This is a genomic window from Rhodospirillaceae bacterium (assembly GCA_016712715.1).
Classification (GTDB): Bacteria; Pseudomonadota; Alphaproteobacteria; order Dongiales; family Dongiaceae; genus Dongia.
In genome coordinates this window covers 1,081,572-1,105,122 of the sequence record JADJQM010000003.1, presented here as the reverse complement: position 1 = coordinate 1,105,122, position 23,551 = coordinate 1,081,572, and the positions used below count along the sequence as shown (strand labels likewise).

The following is a 23,551-nucleotide window of genomic DNA, read 5'->3' as shown; positions in this document are numbered from 1 at the left end:
CCTCTAAGCCCTGTCCCAGGGCGGCGTGCCCTTGAACGAAGCGCTGAGGAAATCCACCATCACCCGCACCTTGGCGCTGACATGGCGGCGGCTGGGATAGATCGCCAGCAGATCGGTGTCGGGCAGGTGATGATCGGGCAGGATGGCAACCAGCCGTCCAGCCTTGAGATCGTCGGCCACCATGAACTTGGCCGGTCGCATGATGCCGCGCCCGGCGATGGCCGCCCCCCGCATCGTGTCGCCATTGTTGCTGCGCAGCACCGACCGCACCCTGACGCTCTCCGGCCGCCCATCGGGGCCGGTGAAATGCCAGTCATCGCCGGTCGCCGCATAGCTGTAGCCGATGCAGTCATGGGCGGCGAGATCGGCCGGCACCCTCGGCGTGCCGTGGCGCTTCAGATAGGCAGGTGCCGCGCAGACGATGTTGCGGGAGGTGGCGAGCTTCCGAGCGACATGGGCGGTCGATCCCTGCGGCGAGACGCGCACCACCAGGTCATAGCCTTCCTCGACCATGTCGACGACGCGGTCGATGAGGTCGATGTCGAGCTCGATCTCCGGATAGCGGCGCATGAAGTCCGGCCATAACGCCGAAAGATACCTGATGCCGAAGCTGACCGGCGCGTTGATCCGCAGGCGCCCGCGCGGCCGCAGCGCCGTGGCGCTGGCCAGCGCCTCCGCTTCTGCGACATCGTCGAGAATTCCGGTGCAGCGTTCATGGAGGGCCCGCCCGCTCTCGGTCAGCGAAATCTTCCGCGACGTGCGGTTGAGGAGGCGGGTGCCGAGATGGGCTTCGAGCTCGTTCACATAGCGCGTCACATTGGCGGGCGAGGTGTCGAGCGCGTCGGCGGCCTTGGTGAAGCTGCCTTTGGCGACCACGGTCGCAAATACCTCGAACGCCCGCAGCCGGTCCATGGCTGATCCTCATTATTCATAAAAACTGAATGATATGATCATTTCCGTACCATTGGTTCATGTCAACTGAAGAACTACCTTCTCCCCATGCAAGGGGGCATCGGGCTCCCGCCGAACACAGGGGTACCGTCATGAATCGTTTATCTGGAAAAGTGGCCATCGTGACCGGCGCCAGCTCCGGCATCGGTCGATCGACCGCACAGCTCTTCGCCGCCGAAGGCGCCAAGGTCGTGGTGGGCGCCAGGCGCCAGGCGGAACTGGACAGCCTGGTGGCCGAGATCAAGGCCGCGGGTGGTGACGCCATCGCCTTGGCCGGCGACGTCGTCTCCGAAGACTACGCCCAGGCCCTGGTGGCCCTGGCTGAGACGACCTATGGCGGCCTCGACATCGCCTTCAACAATGCCGGCACCTTGGGCGCCCTCGGGCCGGTGACCGAGGTGAGCGAGCAGGGCTTCTCCGAGACCCTCGCCATCAACCTTACTTCGGCCTTCCTCGGTGCCAAGCATCAGATCCCGGCCATGCGCAAGCGCGGTGGCGGTTCGATCGTCTTCACCTCGACCTTTGTCGGCCATACCGTGGGCTTCCCCGGCACCGCCGCCTATGCCGCCAGCAAATCCGGCCTCATCGGCCTCACTCAGGTGCTGGCCGCCGAACATGGGCCGGAGAATATCCGCGTCAACGCGATCCTGCCCGGCGCCGTCGACACGCCGATGTATCGCGAGATGAACGACACAGCCGAATCCCAGGCCTTCCTCACCGGCCTTCATGCCCTGAAGCGCGCTGGCCGCCCCGAGGAACTCGCCCGCTCGGTGCTTTATCTGGCGTCCGACGACGCAAGCTTCGTCACCGGCACGGCCTCCCTGGTCGATGGCGGCGTCTCGATCACCCGGACCTGAAACCCCAGCTCACGGCGTCGCCGTCACCGCGGGGGGAAAGCTCTGGGGCCAGAAGTCGGGATCGTGCAGCAGGTCGCGCACCCCGTTGATCGCGAACTGCACGCCGATGCACACCATGAGAAAACCCATGATGCGCGACACGGCGGCGATGCCGTTGGCGCCGAGCCAGCGGTTGAGGAGGCCGGCCGCGCGCAGGCATACCCAGATGACGAGCGCCGAGATCACGATGCCGATCGAGATCACCAGATAGGTCATCGGCGTCGAAAGCTCGCCCGATTCCTGCACCGTCGTCGACATGGTGATGACGAGGGCGATGGAGCCGGGGCCGGAAAGGCCGGGCATGGCCAGCGGCGTGAACGAGATATCCATCTTCTGCCGCGCCTCGATGTCGGAATCGGCATCGAGCGCATTCTCATGCGGGAACAGCATGCGGAAACCGAGGAACGCGACGATGAGGCCGCCGGCGATGCGCAGCCCCGGGATCGAGATGCCGAAGAGATCCATGATCAGCACGCCGGCCAGCAGGAAGCTGAGCAGGATCGCCGTCATGTAGATGCAGGCCATGGTGATCTGCCGGTTGCGCTCCTCAGTGCTGAGCTGCCCGGTGATGCCGATCAGCATGCCCGCGGCCGAGATCGGGTTGATGATCGGCAGCAGGGTGCCCACCGTCCAGCCGATGTAAGAGAGGAAATTGTCGGTCATGGATTGTGCGTGTCCTCTCTTATCGTCATGGTCCGCCGTCGGCGAAGGCCGACATTCATCGGCTGTGGCGGACCACCCACGAGTTTCTATCCTATTACTGCGATGTTGCCAGCAAACTCGTGGGTCCTCCGCCTTCGCGGAGGATGACGAAAATAATACCGAACAAGCTACTCCCGCCGCCGTCAAAGCCGCAACCATCCAGCGTGCCGCCCAGCCCGTCGCATTGTCTCGCAACATGATTCAGCTTGGGCCGATATCTGACCGCCGCTACGATCATCGCGACCATGAGCCCCGGAGACCGTCCCCCATGGACCACCTGCATCACCTCGCCATCGTCTACGGCGCCTACATCATCGCCACCGCCAGTCCCGGCCCCAGCAACATGGCGATCATGGCGGTGGCCATGCAGCGCGGCCGCAAGGCGGGGCTTTGTATTGCCGCCGGCATCGTCACCGGCTCGCTCATCTGGGCGTCGACCGCGGCCACGGGTCTTTCGGCGCTGCTGGCGACCTATGCCGATGCGCTTGTCGTGATCAAGATCGCGGGCGGTCTCTATCTCCTCTATCTCGCCTGGAAGGCGGCAAGGTCCGCTTTGGCGCCGGCAGCGGTCGCTACGCAACAGGCGACCCACAGCCATGGCTCGCTCTACCGGCGCGGCCTTCTCATGCATCTCACCAACCCCAAGGCGATCATGGGCTGGCTCGCCATCATGTCGCTGGGCCTGCAGCCGGGCGCACCGCCTTTCGTGCTGCCGGCGATCCTCGGCGGCTGCGCCATCCTCGCCGTCTGCGTCTTCGGCGGCTACGCGCTCCTCTTCTCGACCACGCCAATGGTCCGCGCCTACACCCGCGCCCGCCGCTGGATCGAAGGCGCGCTCTCGCTCTGCTTCGGCTATGCCGGATTGCGGTTGCTGCTGTCGCGAGGGTGATCGGCGGCACCTGTCACTTGCGGCCCCCCTCCACCGCCGACGAAGGTCGGCCTTCGCCGACAGGGCCTCCTCCCTGAAGGTGGGAGGGCTTTAAACCGAAGCCGGTCGATCAACCTCGCTTCAAAAACCTCCCACCTTCAGGGGGGAGGTAGGAGGGGGCCTGACACCCTCGCTTTATCCAGACGAAGCGCGTCCGCTCTCTCCAATCGTCATGGTCCGCGAAGGCGGACCACCCACGAGTTTCTTTCCACCAATCGCGCACTCACACGCAAACTCGTGGGTCCTCCGCCCCGACGCTTTCAACAATGGGCGGAGGATGACGAAGAATTAAACCCGTCGCCTGAACGCTCACCCCCGCCGCGTCCAATCAATCCCCAGCAGCAGGCAACCCTTCTCCGTCCGGCTGTTATGGACCGTTCCCGCGTCGTACATCACGAAATCGCCGACCCGCAGCACGGTGCCGTCGCTCTCGATGAGTTCGCCTTCCAGGATGATGAACTCCTCGCGGAACGGATGCTCATGGGCAATCGTCTCGGCGCCGGGTTCCATGCGGATGAGATAGGCGCCTTGCTTGGCGGCGCGGTCATAGGAGAGCTCGATCACCGACATGTCGTGCTGCACCGGTCCCTCCATGTCATAGGGCGCGAACGGCTTGGTTTTCGTGTGGATGATCCGCCGACCCGGCTTGAACTCTTCATGCGCGCCCGACATGCAACATCTCCCCTTGGGTTAGACGAGTCCGATCACCGAGACCTGACGACCGTAATCCGGCTCGCCCCGCTTGGTCTTGCGGCGATAGCTGAAGAAATCATCCTCCAGCGCGCAGGTGTCGTGGCCGCTGACCTGCACGTCGGCCAAGCCCAGCTGCGTCAGTTGATGCGCACAGTATCCGGCGAGATCGAAGTGAAACTTGCGGCAGGCATCTGCTGCCCCAAAGAAGCGCGCATTGTCCGGATCCTGCGCAATGAAGGGTGTGGGGAACTCCGTGCCGACTTCATAAGATTCCTGCCCGATGCAGGGACCGACCACCGCGACGATGTTCTCCCGCCGCGCACCCAGCGTTTCCATCACGCGCACGGTCTCCTGCAGCACGCCGGTCAGCGCACCTTTCCAGCCGGCATGGGCCGCTCCCACGACGCCGGCGTGCGGGTCGGCGAACAGCACCGGCCCGCAATCGGCGGTGAGCACGCCGAGATTGATGCCGCGCGTCTTGGTGACCAGCCCGTCCACTTCCGGGCGGTTCGATTGATCGAGCGGCTGGTCCACCACCAGCACCTTCGCTGAATGCACCTGATAGGCGGTGCTGAGCGGGCCGTCGATGAGGCCCGCGGCCTTCATTGCGCGGGCGCGGTTCTCCAGCACATGTTCACGCGCGTCTGTCGTGCCCAATCCGCAATTCAGCGAATCATAGATGCCGTCGCTCACCCCGCCGCGCCGCGTGAGGAACCCATGGCGGATGTTCTTGAGGCGCCCCAGCGCCTCCACGGTCACGATCATAATCCCGCCAACCCTCCCAGCGCATCGATCTCAAGATCCGGACCGGCGATGCCGATCGCCTTGAACAGCCTGCCCATTTGTTCGGGCGCAATCAAGCGGTGCACCTGCCGCCGCAAGACCTCGGTCGTGGCAAGGTCCGATCTTTTGGCCAGCATGTCGGCGCGCAATTCGATGCCGAGGGCCCGCAGGAAATCGCCCTGGGTCGTGGGGCCGAACACAAGTGCCCCCGCCTGCCGTGCCGCCGCAATGAGGGCGCCGAAATCGACATGGGCGGTGAGGTCGGCGGTGCCCAGTTCTTCAAGCGGCGCATGATAGCGATGGCTCTTCAAGGCCTGGAACGAGTCACCGAGGCCACTGCTCCCCGGCCCGTAATCGATGATGAGGGCGGCACCGCGCTCCTGCACCAGCCGCCGCGCGATCATGTCGATAAGCGCGATGGAGGCCGGCGACACTTCGGCGATCGCCCCCGGTTCGGCCCGCGCATGAGCGGGCTGCAGCAGGCCCAGCGCCGGCGAAGGTGCTGCGAGGCCGAATTGCAACGCATCGCCCTGCAGGCCGATGACGCGCTCGCGCCAGCCTTGTGCCGTCATCTCCAGCTGATGGACCGGCAGCGCGTCAAACAATTCGTTGGCGATGAGGATCATCGGTCCACTCGGTACATCGCTGAAGGAGGCATGCCAGATGGGCGCGTGCTCGCGCAGCTTTTCGCCTTGCTTGTGCTTCAGCGTGTCGTTGATCTCGATGAGGTTGACACGTTTCGCGGCGAGGAAATCCGGCGCCACGCGGGCCGCGCGCAGGGCATCGGCCATCAGCGTGCCGCGGCCGGGCCCGATCTCGACTAGGTGAAAATGCTGGGGGCTGCCGAGGCGCTGCCAGGTATCGACGCACCACAGGCCGATAAGCTCGCCGAACATCTGGCTGACTTCGGGCGCCGTGATGAAGTCACCTTCCGGGCCTAGCGGATCGTTGTCGCGGTAATAGCCGTGGCGCCCGGCCAGCGCCTGTTCCATCACCGCTGCCAAGGTGAGCGGCCCCTCGCGCGCGATGCGGTCACGGATGCTGCGCTCGACGGGATGCATGTTTGTCAGGCGTGCGCGGGTTTGCGGCCGCGCCAGACCAGATAGAGGCCATAGACCAGCATCGGCACACTCAGCCATTGCCCCCAGGTGGTCTCGACCAGCGTGCCCTTGAACGTCTCCGGCTCGCGGAACATTTCCGAGAACATGCGCGCAGCCGCATAGCCGATCATGAACACGCCGCTCATCGTGCCGAGCCTTTCGCGAATCTTCTGCTGGTGCGCGAGGATGGCGAGGATCACGAAAAGCAGCACGCCTTCGGTGAGCGCTTCATAGATCTGGCTTGGATGGCGCGGCTGATCGAAGGGCGCGCGGAAAATCACCGCCCAGGGCACATCGGTCGGGCGTCCGACCAGCTCGCCGTTGATGAAATTGGCAAGGCGGCCGAGGCCGAGGCCGATCGGCGTCGCGGCGGCGGCAAGGTCCGCCAGGGCAAAGAACGGGATGCCGGCGCGGCGCGCATAGATGACCATCGCCGCGATGACGCCGATGAGGCCGCCATGGAAGGCCATGCCGCCCTTCCAAACCATCAGGATCTCCAGCGGATTGCTGAGATAGTAGCCGGGATCCCACAGCAGCACATGGCCGAGCCTGCCGCCGATGATGGTGCCGAGCGTCGCCCAGGTGATCATGTCCTCGCAATGGCTGGGCTTCACCAGGGCCGGCGGCTTCTTGGCCAGATAGACCATGTAGCGCCAGCCGAGCAGGATGCCGGCGATATAGGCCAGCGCATACCAGCGGATGACGAAAATGCCGAGGTCCAGTGCCACCGGATCGAATTCTGGGAAGATGAAATAAGGGGTATCCGGGGTCATACTGGGAACTCTCGTCAGCGGCGTGCGGCTCGGTTATATAAGGCCGCAAGGCAACCCCACAAGCTTAGGGACGATCATCATGCAGAGCGACAACCGCATTCTCGACGACATGGCCAAGGTGGCGACGGGTGCCCTGGGCTCGCTCACGGGTCTTCGCGCCGAAATCGAGGCCAAGGTGCAGCAGCAGCTCGAGCGCTTGCTCGGCCGCATGAACCTGGTCAGCCGCGAGGAGTTCGAGACCATGAAGTCGGTCGCCCAGGAAGCCCGCGCCGAGCAGATCAAGCTCGAACGGCGGCTCCAGGAGATTGAGCGGAAACTCGCCAATATCCCCTGAAAACTCGCCAATATCCCCCGGAAACGCGACGGGAATTCGCGGTATGAGACAGTGGCATTAAACTTCGTAAATGCCTCTTGCACTGCACCGGCAAATTTGCGACTCTAAATCTGGTGGGAAAATAACCTTTCCTATCAATCCTTAGGGGTCGCGCGCCCCAGCCGGGGCGGCTCCTCACTCGCATTGGAGGGCGCTTTCGATGCAGCTGAACCACGAATCGACCCTGGCCCCGACCGCTAACCCCCTTGATATGATGGAAGAATTGGTCAACGCCAACGAATGGCGCTACGACCGTTCGACCGACGAGGAGATGATCGTCGAATTCACCGGCCAGTGGTGCGAATACCGCATGTTCTTCGTCTGGCAGGAGGATCTCGGCGCCCTCTATTTCTCCTGCCTCTTCGACACCAAGGTGCCGGTCGCCAAACGCGCCGGAGTCGCCGAATTATTGGCTCATATCAACGAGCGGCTCTGGCTCGGCCATTTCGATCTCTGCTCCGATGAAGGCGCGCCGATGTTCCGCCACACGATTCTGCTGCGCGGCACGGCGGGCGTTACCTCGGAACAGCTCGAAGACCTGATGGAAGCCGCGATTCACGAATGCGAACGCTTCTACCCCGCCTTCCAATTCCTGCTGTGGGGCGGTAAGAAGCCGCATGAGGCGGTTGAGGCGGCATTGCTCGACACGGTGGGCACGGCCTGATCATCAGCGACCGCCCAAACAGGTAAGGGGCGGTTCGCATGGCCAAGTTGACATTACCGGGTGCCTTGCTGCTGGTCGGCTGCGGCAAGATGGGCGGCGCCCTGCTACGCGGCTGGCTGCGCCAGGGGGTCGATCCTGCCCACGTCTATGTCGTTGATCTGGCACCCAAAGATCTCGACGACGTGCAGGCGGCCGGGGTGCATATCCTGACCAGTCCCGACCAATTGCCGGGGGATCTCAAGCCCGCCATCATCCTCCTCGCCGTGAAGCCCCAATTCATGGACGAGGCGCTCGGCCATTACAAAAAGATGGCCGGCCCCAAGACGACCTTCCTTTCCATCGCAGCCGGCAAGACGGTCGCCTATTTCAAGAAGATGCTGGGCGATGACGCGCTCATCGTCCGCTCGATGCCCAACACCCCGGCGGCGGTCAGCCGCGGCATGACGGTGATCTGCCGCGACCCGAAGGTTCCAGCCGATATCCTCGATCTCTGCGGGCAATTGCTGGCCGCCGTGGGCGAGGTGGCCTGGGTCGATGACGAGCAGCTTCTCAACCAGGTGACCGCGGTTTCCGGCGGTGGCCCGGCCTATGTCTTCCTGCTCATCGAGGCGCTGGCGGAAGCTGGCCGCGTCAGCGGCTTGCCGGCGGATCTTGCGATGCAGCTGGCGCGCTCGACCGTGTGCGGCTCGGGCGAGCTTGCCTATCAATCGCGTGAATCCGCTACCGCCTTGCGGCAGGCGGTGATGAGCCCCAAGGGCACCACGCTGGAGGCGATCAACGTGTTGATGGCCGAGGATGGCATCCAGCCGCTGATGAACCGCGCCATCGCCGCTGCCACCAGACGCTCGCGCGAGCTTGCCAATTGAGCGAGCTTGGCAGCGTTGCGCGCGTGCGAGTGGCGCTGAGCGCGGCGAACCTTGCGACCGAGATCCGGGAATTCGACGCCTCGACCCGCACCGCAGCCGATGCGGCCGCCGCCATCGGCTGCCGGCAAGCGCAGATTGCCAAATCACTGGTGTTTCGTGCCAAGGAATCCGGCCGAGCCGTGCTGGTGATTGCGTCGGGCGTCAACCGGGTCGATGAAAAGAAGCTCGGCGCCCTGCTCGGCGAGGGGATTTCCAAGGCCGACGCCGATTTCGTCCGCCAGGAGACCGGCTTTGCCATTGGCGGCGTGGCGCCTGTCGGCCACAGCGGCAAGGTCGTCACCTTCATCGATGCCGACCTTGCTGCGTATCCTGAAATCTGGGCCGCCGCCGGCGCGCCCAACGCCGTCTTTCGCCTTACCCCTGCCCAGTTGATGGCGGTGACAGGCGGCAAGATGGCTGATCTGAAAGCATGACCATGGCGCAGGTGATCGATCGCAGCGGTTGGGTGGCACAGGCCGGCCCCTACCGGGCATTTCCAACACTCAGCGGCAATCACAAGACCGATTGGCTGGTGATCGGTGGTGGATTCACGGGTCTGGCCGCTGCGCGGCGTCTCGCGGAACTACGCCCCGAGGCGCGGATCATGCTGATCGACCGCCGGAAATTGGGGCAGGGGGCGAGCGGCCGCAATTCGGGCTTCAGCGTCTCCATGGAGATGCCCGATCCACGCACCCTCACCTCGGTCGGCGGCCGCGCGGCCTATCAGGCGCAATGGGACATACACCGCGCCGCCGGGGCTGAAGTGAAGCGGCTGGTGGAGTCGCTCAAGATCGATTGTGACTACGATTCCGGCGGCTACCACTTCGCCGTACGCGAGGAGAGCAAGTTCGCCCGGCGCGCGGCCATCGCAGAGGCTATCAAGAGTCTGGGCGGTGAAGCGCGGGTTCTGGACGCTGATGAACTGAAGGCTCGGTTGGGGATATCCTTCTATCGCCATGGCCTGTGGATCGGCTCGGGAAACGCCTTGTTGCAGCCGGCGCGTTTCGCCAAGGGCCTGATTGACCATCTGCCCAATCAGGTCGAGGTCTACGAGAATACCGATGCATTGAAGATGTCGTCGCGGCCGGGCGGTGGTGCCTTGGTCACATTGCGCGATGGTACGATCGATGCGGCGCGCGTGATTGTCGGCCTCAATGCCTTCATGCCGCGCCTGGGGTTGAAACGGAATCAAGTGTTTCCGATTTCGCTGACAGCCAGTCTGACGCGCCCTCTCAGCGAAGATGAAGAGGCGCAGATCGGTCGCGCATTGCCTTGGGGGACGCTCTGTCCGATCGAAGGCGGCGCCACCGTGCGTCTTACGGCGGACCGGCGCATCCTGATGCGCGACACGGCGGAATATGAGCCGGCGGGCATTGGTGCGGCCATGCTGGGCAAGCGCCGTGCCTGGCATGAAATGGGCCTCAGGCACCGCTTTCCGTTCCTGGGCGCCGATGCCATCGAGCACACCTGGTCAGGCCATATGTGCGCCAGCCGAAATGGTCGCTTCGTGTTCGAGGAAATGGGGACGGGATTGTTCACGGCGGGCTGCTACAATGGCGCCGGGCTCGCGCGCGGGACCCTGCTCGGAAAACTGATGGCGGAATATGCCAGCGGCGCCACCTCATCCTTGATCGAGACGGCGCTGGCGCAGGAGAAGCCTGCTTGGGTGCCGAGTGGTCCCATCTTCACGCTGGGCGCCAAGATTCGCCTCGCCTATGAGCTGCGGCGGGCAAAGTCGGAACATTGACGCTCCTTCATCCGTTTTGCAGCGTCACTTGGCAACGGAGCTTGCCGACCAGTCCGGCAGCATGACGTAGACGGTGGTACCTTTGCCGAGCTCGCTTTCGATGTCGATTGTACCTGACATCGCTTCGATGAGGGATTTGCAGATGGCAAGGCCGAGACCGACACCGCCCTCATCGCGGACAAACGGATCAGAAACCTGAACAAAGGGTTTCAGGACATCGGTCAGCCGCCCGGCGGGGATACCGCGGCCGAAATCGCGGACATAGAAGGCGGCTCCGCCCGGCCTCACCATACTGCCGATCTCGATCGTTCCGCCGGCCCTGGAAAACTTGATGCTGTTGGAGACAAGGTTGGTCAGAATCTGTGACACGGCGCGCAGGTCCGCGGCGAAGAAGATCGGCGCTGGCGGCTCGTTGAACTGCAGGGTGACGCCTTTCTTTGCTGCATTGACGCCAAGTGTGTTGGCAATGGGCAGCCAGGCGTCGGCCAACGGCAGGTGGTCAATCCTGAGATCGCGCTTGCCAGATTCGATGCGCGACAGGTCGAGGATGCCATTGACATGGGTAAGCAGCAAGGTGCCGCTCTGGTGGATATCCTTGATGTACTGAGCGTAGGTCGGATTGCCGATCGGGCCGATGAGTTCGTGTTTCATGAGCTCGGAGAAGCCGATGATGGCGTTGAGCGGCGTGCGCAATTCATGGCTCATGATTGCCAGAAAGCTCGATTTGGCCCGGTTGGCCTCCTCGGCCTCCGCAACGGCGCGCTCGCGGTCATTCAACAGGCGCAGCAGTTCCTGTTCCGCCTTCTGCGTTTCCGTCATGTCGCGCATGATGGCGGTCATGGTCGATCGACCGGAGACCGAAACACGCGAGAGAATCGTGGAGAGCGGCATGACCCGGCCGTCTGCGGCGCGGCCGCTCACGGTCCGCCAGTTGCCCATCTCTCGATTGACATTATCGCCCGTCAGGAAGGACTGCATGTGGGCGCTATGGGTGGCGGCCAGAGGTGCTGGGATGAGCTGGTCGAGAGTCTCCCCGATCATCGCTTCGGCCTTATAGCCGAAGATCCGTTCCGCCTCACGATTGAAGGAGATGATGCGCAGATCCTCGCTTACGGTGACGATACCGATCGCCGCCGTGTCAAGGATGGCCGCCAGGCGCTTTTCACTCTCGATCAAGCGTCGAGATGCCGTGGCAATTTCTGTCTCCGCCTTCTTGAGGCTGCTGATGTCGACCATCACCCCGCGCAGGAGCGGGGCATGGCCTTCCCGGGCTATGCTGGATACCACTTCGTGGATCCAGATGATGTCGCCCTTCGCATCGATCATGCGGTAGGTCGATTCATAGGATTGGCCGGCCGCGCTGGCGACGCAATGCTGTGCGATCGCCTGGGCGGCATCTTCCGGATGAAGGTGTCGCTCCCAGAACAGGTGCTCGATCATCCACTGTTCCGGCGTATAGCCTAGCAAGCGGTGGGCGCTGTCGCTGACATAGGTGATCAGATTGCGGCTGAGGTCGGCTTCCCAGACGATACCGTCGATGCTGGAGATGAGGTCGCGATAATTCTGCTCGGAGGCATACTGCTCCTGTTCCCTCTGCTTCAGCGTCGTAATATCGCGCACCACGCCCAGCAACCGCCGCCGGCGCTCCATGTCGCTGGTGAAGGTCCTGCCGATGACGCGCAGCCAACGCTCGTTACCTTCGCCATCTGGCTTGCGGAACTCCACCTCGCACAACTCTTCAGTGACGGACACTTGCTCAAAGGCTGCTTCGACCTTGGCACGATCCGCTGCGTGCACACTCGGCAGAAAGTCGCGGAAGCTTTCGGCGACCAGTCGGGGTGCCGCGTCAGATAGCCACCCGACATGATCCTTGCAGATGATCTGACCGGTTTCGGCATCGATTTCCCAGGAGCCCAGTTCCGCTGCCGCCAGCGCCAGGCGCAGGCGCTCCTCGCTCTCATGCACCGCGAAATCGCTGCGGCGGCGGTGGAGGGCCATGGTGATGGTGGCGTGCAGTTCGCGCTCGGAGAAAGGCTTCACCAGGAAGCCATATGGTTTGGTCGTCCGGGCGCGGGCGAGCGTCGCATCCTCCGAATAGGCCGTGAGATAGATGACCGGCAGCATCAGGCCGGGTGGTATGAGGGCTGCTGTCTCGATACCGTCTATGTCACCGTCGATGTGAATGTCCATGAGGACCAGGTCGGGCTTCTGCTCAACAATGCAGCGCAAGGCATCGGCACCCGTGGAGACGATCGTCGTCGCGTCGTAGCCAAGACGGGTGAGTGTCCGGCACAGGTTGAGTGCCACGATCCGCTCATCCTCGACCACAATGACCCTAGGTGCGTTCATGCGTCGACCTCGTCAACCGGTCAATGGGAAGCGTATGGCAAAGCGGGTCGGATTGCCATGGCTGATCGACAGCGTGCCCCGCAATTGATCCGTGAGCAACGTCACCAGTTGCAGGCCGAGTGTCGTCGATGTCCTGGGGTCGAGCCCGGCCGGTAGACCGACGCCGTCATCGCTGACGGCAAGCACGAGTTGCTGGTCCGGACTTTCTGTCAGTTCGACCTGCAATTGCCCATGCTGGCCGTCGGGGAAGGCATGCTTCAGGGCATTGGAGATGAGCTCATTCACGATAAGGCCGCAAGGAATGGCGGCATTGATCGGCAGGTGAATGCCATCGGCCGCAACGTGGAGGGCGACCCTCTCCGCGTTGACGGTGTAGGAGGAAACCAGCATGGGGACGAAGGAATCCAGGAACGTGCCGAATTCGACCTTGGCGAAATCGTTGGATTGGTAAAGCGTCTGATGGATGAGCGCCATCGAGCGGATGCGGTTCTGGCTGTCACGCAGCATGGCAATGACGCTGGGATCGCTGATCTGTGCCGATTGCAGGTCGAGCAGGCTGTGCACGATCTGCAGATTGTTCTTCACGCGGTGGTGAATTTCGCCCAGCAGCACATCCTTTTCCTGGAGTGCCAGCTCGATGCTGCGTTCTTTCTGCTTTCGATCGGAAATGTCGACGATCGCGGAAAGAACCATGATCCCGTCCTCGGTCTCGATCGGGTTGAGGCCGATCTCGACGGGAAATTCACTGCCGTCCTTGCGACGGGCAAAGAGATCGCGCCCGGCCCCCATGGGGCGTGCCTTGGAATCGGCGAAGAAGGCCTGGCGCAGGCCGGGATGGTGATTGCGAAATTGGTCCGGGACCAGCATCTCAACTGGCTGTCCCAGCATCTCCGCGCGACTGTAGCCGAACACACGTTCGGCCTGGGCATTGACCATCTCGATCTGGCCGCGGGTATTGATCATCACCATGGCATTTGGTGCCGCCTCGACCACGCGGCGAAAACGTTCTTCGAGATGCTTGCGCTCCGAGATGTCGACGATGGCCGAGAGCACCATCGGTCCCTCCTCGGTCTCGATCGGGTTCAAGCCGATCTCGATCGGGAATTCGGTGCCATCGGCACGCAGGCCAAAGAGATCGCGACCGATGCCCATTGGTCGTGATCGCGGATCGGCAAAGAAGGATTGGCGCAGGCCAGGATGATGATCGCGGAAGCGGGCCGGCAGCAACATTTCGACCGGCTGGCCGATCATCGCTTCTCGCGCATAGCCGAAAACGCGTTCGGCCTGCAGGTTGACCATCTCGATGCGACCGGCGGCATTGATCATCACCATCGCGCTGGGAGACGCTTCAACAACGCGGCGGAATCGTGAATCGCCATCCGCCGAGAGAACGCGCGAGTCCTGCAAAGCACCGTCTCCTGTGCGGATAAACCGCTGAGAGGACATTGTAATCCGGATAGTGCCGCCCAAACAGCAACAGCCGCAAGCTCAGATGTCGAGAGGAGCGAATTCTACAACTGTAAGATTGTTTTGCGGGTTATTTACCTAGGCAACCTCATTGATGAAGGGCGAGAACGCGCGCCACGTTTGGCCGCTGTGACATGCGGCTGCGGTGGTCCAGAATTCGGGGAAATTGCGCCGGATCGACGCCATCATCTTCGAGCCAGGTGGCGAGAGTGTAGAGATAGGCATCGCCGATCGAGAAGGTCTCGCCCATCACCCAGGGGCCCATGAACATCTCGGCCTCGATGAGCGCGAAGCAGTCGCGGACATTCTGCGGCACCTTGCGCGCCATGTCGGCAAAGGTGCTGGGATCATCGGCCCAGCGATAGCCGCGCATGCGGTGTGCATGTGCAACATGGACGGTGGAGCAGAGATAGCTGTTGAAAGCCTGGAGGCGGCCAAGCTCGAACGGATCGTCAAGCGGTGCCAGTCCCGCCGCGGGATGCGTCTGGGCGACGTAGAAGAGGATCGCGGGCGTCTCGGTGAGGACGCCACGATCCGTCACCAAGGCTGGGACGCGGCCCTTGGGGTTGACCTTCAGATAGTCGGGCTGACGTTGCTCCTGGCTGGCAAAATCGACGCGCACGGCCTCAAAGGCGGCACCCGCTTCAGCGAGGGCGATATGCGAGGCGAGCGCGCAGGATTGTGGGGAATAGAACAGTTTCAACATAGCGGACTCCATTGCCAGCTTGGCCAATATGTCGAGTTGCCGAGGTGGTGGCAGGTTAGCAGCGCGCCATGGGGCGCCACAATGCTCGACAGGAGCTCGGCACTTTCCTAGAGTCCATCCATCCGTCTCTTACCAGCAGGTGCGCGCTTGAAACAGCCCGGTCCGGACCATCCCATCACCATCACGCCGACAGCAGGCCGTGTCGTGGTCAAGGCGGGCGGCAAAGTAATCGCCGACAGCCGCCGGGCGCTCACGCTGCAGGAAGGTAGCTATCCGCCGGTGCAGTACATCCCGCGCGCCGATGCGCAGATGAGCGAGCTTGTCCACAGCACGCAGCAGACGCATTGCCCCTATAAGGGCGACGCCGCCTATTTCAGCATTGGCGGCGCCAACAATGCGGTGTGGAGCTATGAGCAGCCATTCCCGGCGGTGGCGGCGATCGCGGGGCACCTCGCCTTCTATCCGAACAAGGTTGATTCCATCGAGATTGAGCCGTAAGTCGGAGCCCGCCACCAACTGATTCCAGGGGAAAGATCGCGACTATGGCCGAAACGCACAGCTCGCTCCAGAAACCGGTCACGATCTTCGGGCCTGATTTTCCGTTTCCGTTCGATGATTGGATCAAGCATCCGGCCGGCATCGGCGCGATCCCCTCGGAAAAGCATGGCACTGAGGTGGCGGTCATCGGCGCCGGCATCTCGGGCTTGGTTTCTGCCTATGAATTGATGAAGTTGGGGTTGAAGCCGGTCGTGTACGAAGCCTCGCAGCTTGGCGGTCGCCTGCGCTCGCAACCCTTCGAGGGGGCGCCCGCCGGCATCATCGCCGAATTGGGCGGCATGCGCTTTCCGGTCTCGTCGACCGCCTTCTATCACTATGTCGACCGGCTGGAACTTGAATCGCGGCCTTTTCCCAACCCGCTTACCGAAGCCGCCGGCAGCACGGTGATCAACCTTGAGGGCGAGACCTATTACGCCCGGACCCTCGCGGATCTCCCGCCGATGTTCCGCGAGGTGGCGGATGCCTATCACGCGGCACTCGAGGAGCATGCGCATTATTCGGAACTGCAGCAGGCCATCCGCAACCGCGATGTGAGAACCGTGAAGGCGATCTGGGATCCGCTGGTGAAGGAATGGGACGAGCGCACCTTCTATGATTTCGTGACGCGCTCCTCAGCCTTTGCAAAGCTGAGCTTCCGCCACCGCGAAGTGTTCGGTCAGGTCGGCTTCGGCACCGGCGGCTGGGATTCCGACTTCCCCAATTCGATGCTGGAAATCCTCCGCGTCAATGTCACCGAATGCGACGATCACCAGCGCTTCATCCTGGGCGGTGTGGAGCAGGTGCCGCAGGGCCTGTGGCGGCGCGCGCCGGAACGCATCCAGCATTGGCCGAAAGGAACGTCGCTCTCCTCGCTACATGGCGGGGCGCCGCTGCCGGGTGTGACACATATCAAGAGGCGCGCGGATCAGCGCTTCGACATCACCGATCGCTGGGGTCGCACCCGGACCTATGACGCGGTGGTCTCCACCTGCCAGAGCTGGCTGCTCACCACCAGCATCGATACCGATGAATCGGTCTTCTCGCAGAAGATCTGGATGGCACTCGATCGCACGCGTTACATGCAATCCTCGAAGACCTTCGTCATGGTCGACCGGCCGTTCTGGAAGGACAAGGATCCGGTCACTGGGCGCGACGTCATGAGCATGACGCTCACCGACCGCCTGACGCGCGGGACGTATCTCTTCGACAACGGGCCGGACAAGCCCGGCGTCATCTGCCTCACCTATAGCTGGATGTCCGACGCCTTGAAGATGCTGCCGCTGCCCGTCGATCGCCGGGTGGAACTGGCCCTGTCGGCGCTTGCGAAGATCTATCCCAAGGTCAACATCGCCGAACATATCATCGGCGACCCGATCACGGTCAGTTGGGAGGCGGACCCCCATTTCCTCGGCGCCTTCAAGGGTGCCTTGCCGGGGCATTACCGCTATAACCACCGCATGTTCGGCCATTTCATGCAAGCCGACATGCCGCCCGCCGAGCGCGGCATCTTCATGGCCGGCGATGACGTGGCCTGGATTCCGGCCTGGGTCGAAGGTGCCGTGCAGACGGCCTTGAACGCGGTCTGGGGTGTCATGACACATTTCGGCGGGCATACCTTCCCCGGCAATCCGGGGCCGGGCGACGTCTATCACGAAATCGGCCCGGTGGCCCTCGGCGAGTGAGCATTGGGGGGAGGATCGAGGCTGCTTGCGGCAGCAGCATCCAAACCTATATCATCTCCGTATAAAATCCTGGGTAATGGGAGGCGATGATGGCCAAGACCAATCGAACAACCAGGAAGACCGCGACAAGGAAGAAGCCGGCCGTGCGCAAGACGGCAGCGGCCGGTGACAATGCGGCGCGGTTGCGGGCAGCGCTTCTTCACCTCATCGCGACGCAAGGCTGGCGCGATCTGTCGCTGGCGGCGATTGCCGAAGAAGCCGGGCTCGACATGGCTGCGGCCCATGACATCTATCCGACCAAGGGTGCCCTGCTGCTGGGCCTTGCGCGCGAAACCGACAATGACATCCTGCGTTCGCTGAAAGTCGACCCGCTGGAGGGCGATGCCAAGGACCGGCTGTTCGATCTCCTCATGCGGCGCATCGATCACCTGCAGCAGAGCCGCGACGCCTATCTCACTTTACTGCGCGAACTGCCGCAGACACCGTTCGAAGCCGCCTGCCTCAGCCGGCAACTGCGCCGCTCGATGGGGCTGATGCTGGAAACGGCGGGGATCAGTGCTTCCGGCCTCAAGGGGCTGCTGCGGCTCCAAGGGCTGATGGCGATCTATCTGGCCGGCCTCCATGCCTGGCGGCGCGATGACAGCGAGGATCTCGCCAAGACCATGGCCGAGATCGACAAGCGCCTCGGGCAGGCGGTCAGGATCACCGAGATGTTCGCGGCACGGACCAAGGCCGCCTGATCCGTTCTCTAGGCGCTGGGGCCACCCCAATGGCCGATGCAATCGCCGCGCTCGACGCGGCCCATGGCGCGCTGGCACACGACGAGGCCGCCTTTCACCGCATGGACCGGCGTCGGCGCCAGGCCCGGCGTTTCCGGGTGATGGATGAGGGCCACGCGCGCGCCATCGGCGATGCGGTCGCCCAGCGCCACCAGATGTTCCAGCACGCCGCCATCCATCGCATAGGCGAACTGGTTGGCCTTGACCGGCAGCACCAGCGTTTCGGCAGGTGCCGGGGCATGGTCGAGGCTGCCGGCATAGGCGCCCATCGCGCGCAGGATGCGCAGGATGCCCCAATAGGCGATGTCGGCATAGGCGCCGGTCAGCCTGCCGCCACCGCCGAGCTCCGCGCCGATCGAGGCGATGCCGAGGCGCGTGGCCGCGGCGGAGATGTATCGGCCCTCCTTGTCCTCGTCGAAGGTGATCTGGTAGGGGGCGCCGAACAGGCGGCAGAGTTCGGCGATGCGCGCCTGCGGCATGACGCAATTGGCCGTCCAATCCGGCATCACGCAGGGCAGATAGAACAGCGACGAGCCGCCGGAATGCATGTCGATATGCAGATCCGTGCCCGGCATCAGCACGGTCTCGATGTAATGGGCGATGATCTGCGTGGGCGTGCCGGCCGGATCGCCCGGGAAGCTGCGGTTGAGGTTGACGTCGTCGATCGGTGAGACGCGCAGGCCCGCCACCCCGGCTGGAAAATTGGCCATCGGCAGGATGATGATGCGGCCGCGCACATCCTTGGCGTCGATGTCCTGGATGAGGCGCGAGAGGGCGATCTGGCCCTCATACTCATCGCCATGGACGCCGGCGGAGAGGAACATCGCCGGGCCGTCGCCGTTGCGGATGCAGGCGATGGGGAAGGGGATCCAGCCATAGGCCGAGCGGTGCACGGAATGCGGCAGCCGCAGATACCCCATTTGCTTGCCGTCGCGGTTGAAATCGATATCGGTGGCAATGGGGCTGGCGGACATGATCACTCGTTTGGCTGTGAGGGCGCCATGCTAGAGCCTGGCTGTGCCGCGTCAAGCCCTGGCGATCCGCGCCGACAGGCTGGGCCGGTTGTTCAGCGTTTCCAGGTCGAAACCGGCCATGAGCTTGTAGCGCCGGGCGATATCCTCAAGCTCGGTGTGGTCGATGACCGTGGCGATATTGTCAAAGCCGTCGGGTGCACGCGTCTCGGCAATTTGCATCACCTGTTCCGGACCGTTGCCGCGATTGGCCAGCACGATCTGCGTCGTGGCCGGGCGGCGCGAGGCTTCGTAATTCGTCAGCGCGATGTCGATATTGGCCTGGGTTGCCAACTCGAAGGCCAGGGTTCTGGCATCGAGGATCGCCTGCGAGGCGCCATTGGAGCCGATCGGGAACATGGGATGGGCCGCGTCACCCAGCAAGGTGAGTCGGCCGAAAGTCCAGCGGTCGAGTGGATCGCGGTCGACCATGGGATATTCGAACACGCGGTCGGCAGCGCGGATGATCGCCGGCACATCGAGCCAGGGGAAAGCGCCAGCCCTCGAAAGCGGGCAGGAAATCATCAAGGTCGGCCGCACGGTTCCAATCCTCGCGGCGCCACAGATGCCCTTCAGGGAAGCTCAGCTCGGCGATCCAGTTGATCTCGGCCAGCGGACCAGCAGCACCGATCGGATAGCAGACGAATTTCTGCGCCTGATGACCGGCCATCACCATGCTGTGCCCGCCCAGGAAGCCTGGCGCCAAACTGACGCCGCGCCACAGGATGCGCTGGTTCCATTTGGGCGGACCCTCCAGCGGATAGAGTTGCGCGCGGGCGGCGGAATGAATGCCGTCCGCGGCGACGACGACGTCGGCCGTGATGCTGCTCTGGTCAAAGGTGACGGTGGCGTGATCGGCGCCGGTCTCGAAGTGCCGGGCGCGGTGGCCGAGGTGAACCTGCTGCGCACCGAGCCTTGCCAGCGCCGCATCGTAGAGCATCATCTGCAAGCGGCCGCGATGCAGGGAGATTTGCGGCCATTTATATCCGGCGGCAAGGCCCCGCGCCTCGCGCCAGATTTCCTGGCCGAACTTGTTGGCATAGATGAGTGCTTGTGGGGCAACGCCGATCGCCGCCAGCTCCCCCGCCAACCCCAGTTCCGTCAGCTCGCGGACGGCATGGGGCAGCAGGTTGATGCCGACGCCAAGCGGTTTCAGCGCGCCGACAGCTTCGAACAGCTCGACTTCGATGCCCGCGGCATGCAGGCTCAGGGCCGCTGTCAGGCCGCCGATTCCGCCGCCGATCACCGCCACGCGCACTTGTGCCTCCTGGATATTTATGTATGCTTTACATACAATGTCGGCCGGAAGCGGCGGATGTGTCAAGGGGTGGGACCTGGTGTCGGGATCAGTTGCAAGAGGACGAATCCATGAAACGGCAAGCGAGGCGCCGGGGGCGTTCGAGCAATGGCCCGCAGATGTCACGTTCGGTGTGCTGGGCGATCTTGTCGGCTATGCGATCCGTCGCGCGCAGATCGCCATCTACAAGGATTTCGATGCGAGCATCGCCGACCTGACGCCACCGATGTTCGCAGCCCTGGTCCTGATCGAGGCCAATCCCGGGATCAATCAGTCCCGCCTTGGTCAGATCATGGGGGTCAACCGCGCCACTATCATGGCGCTCATCGACCGGCTGGCCGACCTCAAGCTGCTCACGCGCGTGGCCTCGGTGACCGACAAGCGCGCCAATGTCCTGAAGCTCACGGCGCTGGGTCAACGGCGGCGCTTGCGGGCGATCGACGAGGTGAAGGCACATGATGCCCGCGTCGCCAGGAACCTCACCAAGGCCGAACTTGCGATACTCCGGCATCTGCTGGGGAAATTCTGAACAGCCGGCAATTCGTCTCACGCTCCAGCGCTCAAAGGGATAGCATCATGTCGTCACCCGATTTGCCACCTGATGCCGCGGAAAGTTATGCGGCCCTAAAACGGGGCTTGCCAAAGACAGCGAAGGATCTTGGGCTGATGCAGGGATTCCCGGCGCCGGCCGAGACGCGCGTCACCTGGGCGAACTGGATTGCGGCGCCGTTCAACCGCTGGGGCTTCCAGCATGTACAGGCCTTGCTGCCGACGCTCCCGGTTGACTGCGGAACGCGGCCGCCAGCACCACTGCCGGAGGCGCCGGCAGAGCTCGATGCGTTCCTGTTCGAGAGCGTCTGCGGCGTCCGGCACAGCCTGGGTGATCACCTGGCGGCGAGCCATACCGATGCCTTCCTGGTGCTGCGGAGGGACAAGCTTGTCTATGAGCGCTATTGGAACGGCCAGACGCCAGCCACGCGCCATATCATGTTCTCGGTCACGAAATCGCTCATCGGCTTGCTGGCGGAGACACTGATTTATCAAGGGGTGCTCGACGAAGATGCCGTGGTCTCTGCCTATGTGCCGGAACTGGCAGCAAGCGCCTTTGGCGATGCCAGCGTGCGGCAGATCCTCGATATGGCGGTCGGCATCGACTATGTCGAGCAATATGACGATCCCGATTCCAGTTCATCGCATTACGGCTATGCCAGCGCGCTGCTGCCGGCGCCGGAGGGCCTCGGCAAATACGCCTCGCTCTATGAATATTTGCCATCGCTGAAGAAACGTGGCCAGCATGGCGGCCTGTTCCATTACGTGACGGCGGTGACGGAGGTGCTGGGCTGGGCCATGGAGCGCGCCGCCGGCAAATCCAGCGACCGGCTGCTGGAGGAGATGGTCTGGTCGAAGCTTGGCATGGAGCGGGAGGGCAGCTTTGCGGCCGACCCCTGGGGCCGCGCCATCACCGGCGCCGGCTTCAATGCGACCTTGCGCGATCTCGCACGGGTGGGCCGCCTGATCCTGGGGCAAGGCAAAGCAGATGGCCAAGAGATCCTGCCCGCGGACGCCATCCGCAAGATCGCCCGCGGCAGCTACCCGGCGATCTTCGGGCGGGATGCGGAGTTTTCAGCCTGGGCGCCGGGTGCCTCCTATCGCAGCCAATGGTATGTCTTCAACGATAATCCTGACGGCGGCAAGGGCGGATCGATGATGGCCTGCGGCATTCACGGCCAATACATCTTCATCGACTTCGCGGCCGAACTGGTGGTGGTCAAGCAATCCTCAATGCCGGTGGCCGACATGGAGATCGGCGCCGATACGGTTCGCCTGCTGCGGGCGCTGGCGCGGCATTTCGCCTGATGTTGCCCAACCTGGCGATGCAGTGGGTGATGAGACTGGAGGTCGAAATCGGGCCGGAACGCCGTATCGGCCCGGTGCCGGCGGGAGAGCGGATCGACTACCCCATCATCGGCGGCAGTTTTGCCGGGCCGGACATAAGGGGTGATGTGCTGCCGGGTGGTGCCGACTACTTCCTCATGCGTCACGATGGCGTCGGCGTACTCGATGCCAGGTACAAGCTGCGCAGCGACGATGGCGTGGTGATCGATATCCACAACAGCGGCCTGTGGGTGCCGACCGATGCCGGCCGCGCGCGGATGAAAAGCGGCCTCGATCCCCTGCCGTGGGAGCTCTATTGCCGCTGTACGCCGGTCTTTCGCGCACCCACCGGCCGCCATGACAGGCTCAACCGGTGGGTCTTCACCGGCAGCGTCGACTATCCACGCCCCGGCATCGTGGTGGTCAACTGCTTCAAGCTGATCTAGCCGCGGCCACGGGTGGCGGACCGGCCGGGATCCCGCTCAGCGGTGGATAGATTTCCGGCCGGCGTGTCTGGAAGACGCCCCAATAGTCGCGCGCCTTCTGCGCCTGGTCGAGATTGACCGTGCCGATGACGACCTCTTCGCGGTCGCGCGAGCCGCTCGTGATCATGGCACCCAGATGATCGCAGATGAAGGACGAGCCATAGAAATCAAGCGTGATGCCGTCATCGGTTTCGGAGCCGGTCCGGTTGGCGGCCATCAAAGGCACCAGATTGGCGCCGGCATTGCCGCGCATCACGGTCTGCCAGTGATCACGGCTGTCCCACATGTCGGCGGCGATCTCGCTGCCGATGGCGGTGGGATAGACCAGCAATTCGGCGCCCATCAGCGCCATCATGCGCGCCAGTTCCGGGAACCATTGATCCCAGCAGATGCCGACACCAAGCTTGAGGTAGCGCGTCGTCCAGACCTTGGGGCCCTCCTGGCTGGGGGCGAAGAAGGCGTTCTCCCGGTAGCCGGGGAATTGCGGGATGTGCGACTTGCGATAGATGCCCAGCACCGAGCCATCGGCATCGACCACCGCCACCGAATTGTAGAGCGCCTCCTCGGTACGTTCGTAGAAGGAGACCGGCACTACCACCTGGCGCGCCCGGGCGAAATCCTGGAACAGGGCGATGGTCGGATGATCCTTGGCGGGACGGGCGAGGTCCCGGTAGCGCGGATTGTCGGTCTTGCAGAAATAGGGTGCCTCGAAAAGTTCCGATGGCAGGATGAGCCTGGCGCCCTGATCGGCGGCGCGGTGGGCGAGGCCAAGGACACGCGCCACGGTCGCGGCCTCGTTCCAATCGTGATGTGTCTGCAAAGCGGCAAGGGTGATCTGGCGTGACATGA

At 63.5% G+C, this 23,551-nt stretch carries 24 protein-coding genes and 1 pseudogene; 13 read left to right on the top strand and 12 right to left on the bottom strand.

Annotated elements, in window-relative coordinates:
* Positions 1-3: 3 nt before the first annotated feature.
* A complete protein-coding gene (locus tag IPK59_22860; protein ID MBK8161470.1) occupies positions 4-912 on the bottom strand; it encodes a LysR family transcriptional regulator in 909 nt (302 codons plus the stop codon).
* Between the two features lie 131 nt (positions 913-1,043).
* On the opposite strand from IPK59_22860, the gene IPK59_22855 reads away from it, so the two are divergent.
* Positions 1,044-1,808 carry an SDR family oxidoreductase gene (locus tag IPK59_22855; protein MBK8161469.1) on the top strand — a complete coding sequence of 255 codons (765 nt, stop codon included), beginning with the start codon at positions 1,044-1,046 and terminating at the stop codon, positions 1,806-1,808.
* A 9-nt stretch (positions 1,809-1,817) separates the two neighbouring features.
* Here the strand turns inward: IPK59_22855 and IPK59_22850 are convergent, their stop codons facing one another.
* Positions 1,818-2,510, bottom strand: a complete 693-nt coding sequence (locus IPK59_22850; GenBank protein MBK8161468.1) for a MarC family NAAT transporter — start codon at positions 2,508-2,510, stop codon at positions 1,818-1,820.
* 307 nt (positions 2,511-2,817) lie between these two features.
* Between IPK59_22850 and IPK59_22845 the strand changes: the two genes are divergently transcribed.
* Positions 2,818-3,438, top strand: a complete 621-nt coding sequence (locus tag IPK59_22845; GenBank protein MBK8161467.1) for a LysE family translocator — start codon at positions 2,818-2,820, stop codon at positions 3,436-3,438.
* Between the two features lie 348 nt (positions 3,439-3,786).
* Here IPK59_22845 and IPK59_22840 read toward each other — a convergent pair whose 3' ends face one another.
* From IPK59_22840 to IPK59_22825, 4 genes are all read right to left on the bottom strand, one after another.
* Positions 3,787-4,047, bottom strand: coding sequence for a cupin domain-containing protein (locus IPK59_22840; GenBank protein MBK8161466.1), 261 nt, complete (start codon positions 4,045-4,047; stop codon positions 3,787-3,789).
* 120 nt (positions 4,048-4,167) lie between these two features.
* Positions 4,168-4,935 carry a peptidoglycan editing factor PgeF gene (gene pgeF, locus IPK59_22835; protein MBK8161465.1) on the bottom strand — a complete coding sequence of 256 codons (768 nt, stop codon included), beginning with the start codon at positions 4,933-4,935 and terminating at the stop codon, positions 4,168-4,170.
* A complete protein-coding gene (locus IPK59_22830; protein ID MBK8161464.1) occupies positions 4,932-6,014 on the bottom strand; it encodes an SAM-dependent methyltransferase in 1,083 nt (360 codons plus the stop codon). The genes pgeF and IPK59_22830 overlap by 4 nt, the downstream gene beginning before the upstream one ends.
* A 5-nt stretch (positions 6,015-6,019) precedes the next feature.
* Positions 6,020-6,826 carry a prolipoprotein diacylglyceryl transferase gene (locus tag IPK59_22825; GenBank protein ID MBK8161463.1) on the bottom strand — a complete coding sequence of 269 codons (807 nt, stop codon included), beginning with the start codon at positions 6,824-6,826 and terminating at the stop codon, positions 6,020-6,022.
* A gap of 79 nt (positions 6,827-6,905) precedes the next feature.
* On the opposite strand from IPK59_22825, the gene IPK59_22820 reads away from it, so the two are divergent.
* From IPK59_22820 to IPK59_22800, 5 genes are all read left to right on the top strand, one after another.
* Entirely contained in the window at positions 6,906-7,160 is a 255-nt protein-coding gene (locus IPK59_22820) for an accessory factor UbiK family protein (protein ID MBK8161462.1), read from the top strand.
* Between the two features lie 199 nt (positions 7,161-7,359).
* Complete coding sequence (locus IPK59_22815; GenBank protein MBK8161461.1) at positions 7,360-7,863, top strand: YbjN domain-containing protein; 504 nt, start codon at positions 7,360-7,362, stop codon at positions 7,861-7,863.
* A 38-nt stretch (positions 7,864-7,901) separates the two neighbouring features.
* Entirely contained in the window at positions 7,902-8,729 is an 828-nt protein-coding gene (locus IPK59_22810) for a pyrroline-5-carboxylate reductase (GenBank protein ID MBK8161460.1), read from the top strand.
* The gene (locus IPK59_22805; GenBank protein MBK8161459.1) at positions 8,726-9,202 is read left to right on the top strand and encodes a YbaK/EbsC family protein; all 477 of its coding nucleotides are present in this window, start codon (positions 8,726-8,728) and stop codon (positions 9,200-9,202) included. The genes IPK59_22810 and IPK59_22805 overlap by 4 nt, the downstream gene beginning before the upstream one ends.
* Entirely contained in the window at positions 9,199-10,515 is a 1,317-nt protein-coding gene (locus tag IPK59_22800; protein MBK8161458.1) for an FAD-binding oxidoreductase, read from the top strand. Before IPK59_22805 ends, IPK59_22800 begins: the two co-directional genes overlap by 4 nt.
* A gap of 24 nt (positions 10,516-10,539) precedes the next feature.
* Here IPK59_22800 and IPK59_22795 read toward each other — a convergent pair whose 3' ends face one another.
* The 3 genes from IPK59_22795 to IPK59_22785 form a co-directional block, all read right to left on the bottom strand.
* Complete coding sequence (locus tag IPK59_22795; GenBank protein ID MBK8161457.1) at positions 10,540-12,864, bottom strand: PAS domain S-box protein; 2,325 nt, start codon at positions 12,862-12,864, stop codon at positions 10,540-10,542.
* A gap of 12 nt (positions 12,865-12,876) precedes the next feature.
* Positions 12,877-14,310 (bottom strand): PAS domain S-box protein, encoded by a 1,434-nt coding sequence (locus IPK59_22790; protein MBK8161456.1) that lies wholly within the window; start codon positions 14,308-14,310, stop codon positions 12,877-12,879.
* 109 nt (positions 14,311-14,419) lie between these two features.
* Positions 14,420-15,037 carry a glutathione S-transferase family protein gene (locus IPK59_22785; GenBank protein MBK8161455.1) on the bottom strand — a complete coding sequence of 206 codons (618 nt, stop codon included), beginning with the start codon at positions 15,035-15,037 and terminating at the stop codon, positions 14,420-14,422.
* A gap of 147 nt (positions 15,038-15,184) precedes the next feature.
* Here IPK59_22785 and IPK59_22780 point away from each other — a divergent pair, with 147 nt between their 5' ends.
* The 3 genes from IPK59_22780 (at position 15,185) to IPK59_22770 (ending at position 17,996) form a co-directional block, all read left to right on the top strand.
* Entirely contained in the window at positions 15,185-15,535 is a 351-nt protein-coding gene (locus IPK59_22780; protein ID MBK8161454.1) for a DUF427 domain-containing protein, read from the top strand.
* A 44-nt stretch (positions 15,536-15,579) separates the two neighbouring features.
* The gene (locus tag IPK59_22775; protein ID MBK8161453.1) at positions 15,580-17,256 is read left to right on the top strand and encodes an FAD-dependent oxidoreductase; all 1,677 of its coding nucleotides are present in this window, start codon (positions 15,580-15,582) and stop codon (positions 17,254-17,256) included.
* Between the two features lie 89 nt (positions 17,257-17,345).
* Positions 17,346-17,996, top strand: a complete 651-nt coding sequence (locus IPK59_22770; protein ID MBK8161452.1) for a TetR family transcriptional regulator — start codon at positions 17,346-17,348, stop codon at positions 17,994-17,996.
* Between the two features lie 8 nt (positions 17,997-18,004).
* Here the strand turns inward: IPK59_22770 and IPK59_22765 are convergent, their stop codons facing one another.
* Together IPK59_22765 and IPK59_22760 are read right to left on the bottom strand one after the other, a co-directional pair.
* On the bottom strand, positions 18,005-19,009 hold the full coding sequence (locus IPK59_22765) for a succinylglutamate desuccinylase/aspartoacylase family protein (protein MBK8161451.1): 1,005 nt from the start codon (positions 19,007-19,009) through the stop codon (positions 18,005-18,007).
* 51 nt (positions 19,010-19,060) lie between these two features.
* Positions 19,061-20,303, bottom strand: a pseudogene (locus tag IPK59_22760) (flavin-dependent oxidoreductase).
* A 79-nt stretch (positions 20,304-20,382) separates the two neighbouring features.
* Between IPK59_22760 and IPK59_22755 the strand changes: the two are divergent.
* The 3 genes from IPK59_22755 to IPK59_22745 are packed head-to-tail and all read left to right on the top strand — an operon-like array spanning position 20,383 to position 22,663.
* A complete protein-coding gene (locus tag IPK59_22755) occupies positions 20,383-20,871 on the top strand; it encodes a winged helix-turn-helix transcriptional regulator (protein ID MBK8161450.1) in 489 nt (162 codons plus the stop codon).
* A gap of 47 nt (positions 20,872-20,918) precedes the next feature.
* On the top strand, positions 20,919-22,199 hold the full coding sequence (locus IPK59_22750; GenBank protein ID MBK8161449.1) for a serine hydrolase: 1,281 nt from the start codon (positions 20,919-20,921) through the stop codon (positions 22,197-22,199).
* Positions 22,199-22,663, top strand: coding sequence for a DUF3237 domain-containing protein (locus IPK59_22745; GenBank protein MBK8161448.1), 465 nt, complete (start codon positions 22,199-22,201; stop codon positions 22,661-22,663). Before IPK59_22750 ends, IPK59_22745 begins: the two co-directional genes overlap by 1 nt.
* Here the strand turns inward: IPK59_22745 and IPK59_22740 are convergent.
* Entirely contained in the window at positions 22,650-23,549 is a 900-nt protein-coding gene (locus IPK59_22740) for an N-carbamoylputrescine amidase (GenBank protein ID MBK8161447.1), read from the bottom strand. The genes IPK59_22745 and IPK59_22740 overlap by 14 nt on opposite strands.
* Positions 23,550-23,551 lie beyond the last annotated feature (2 nt).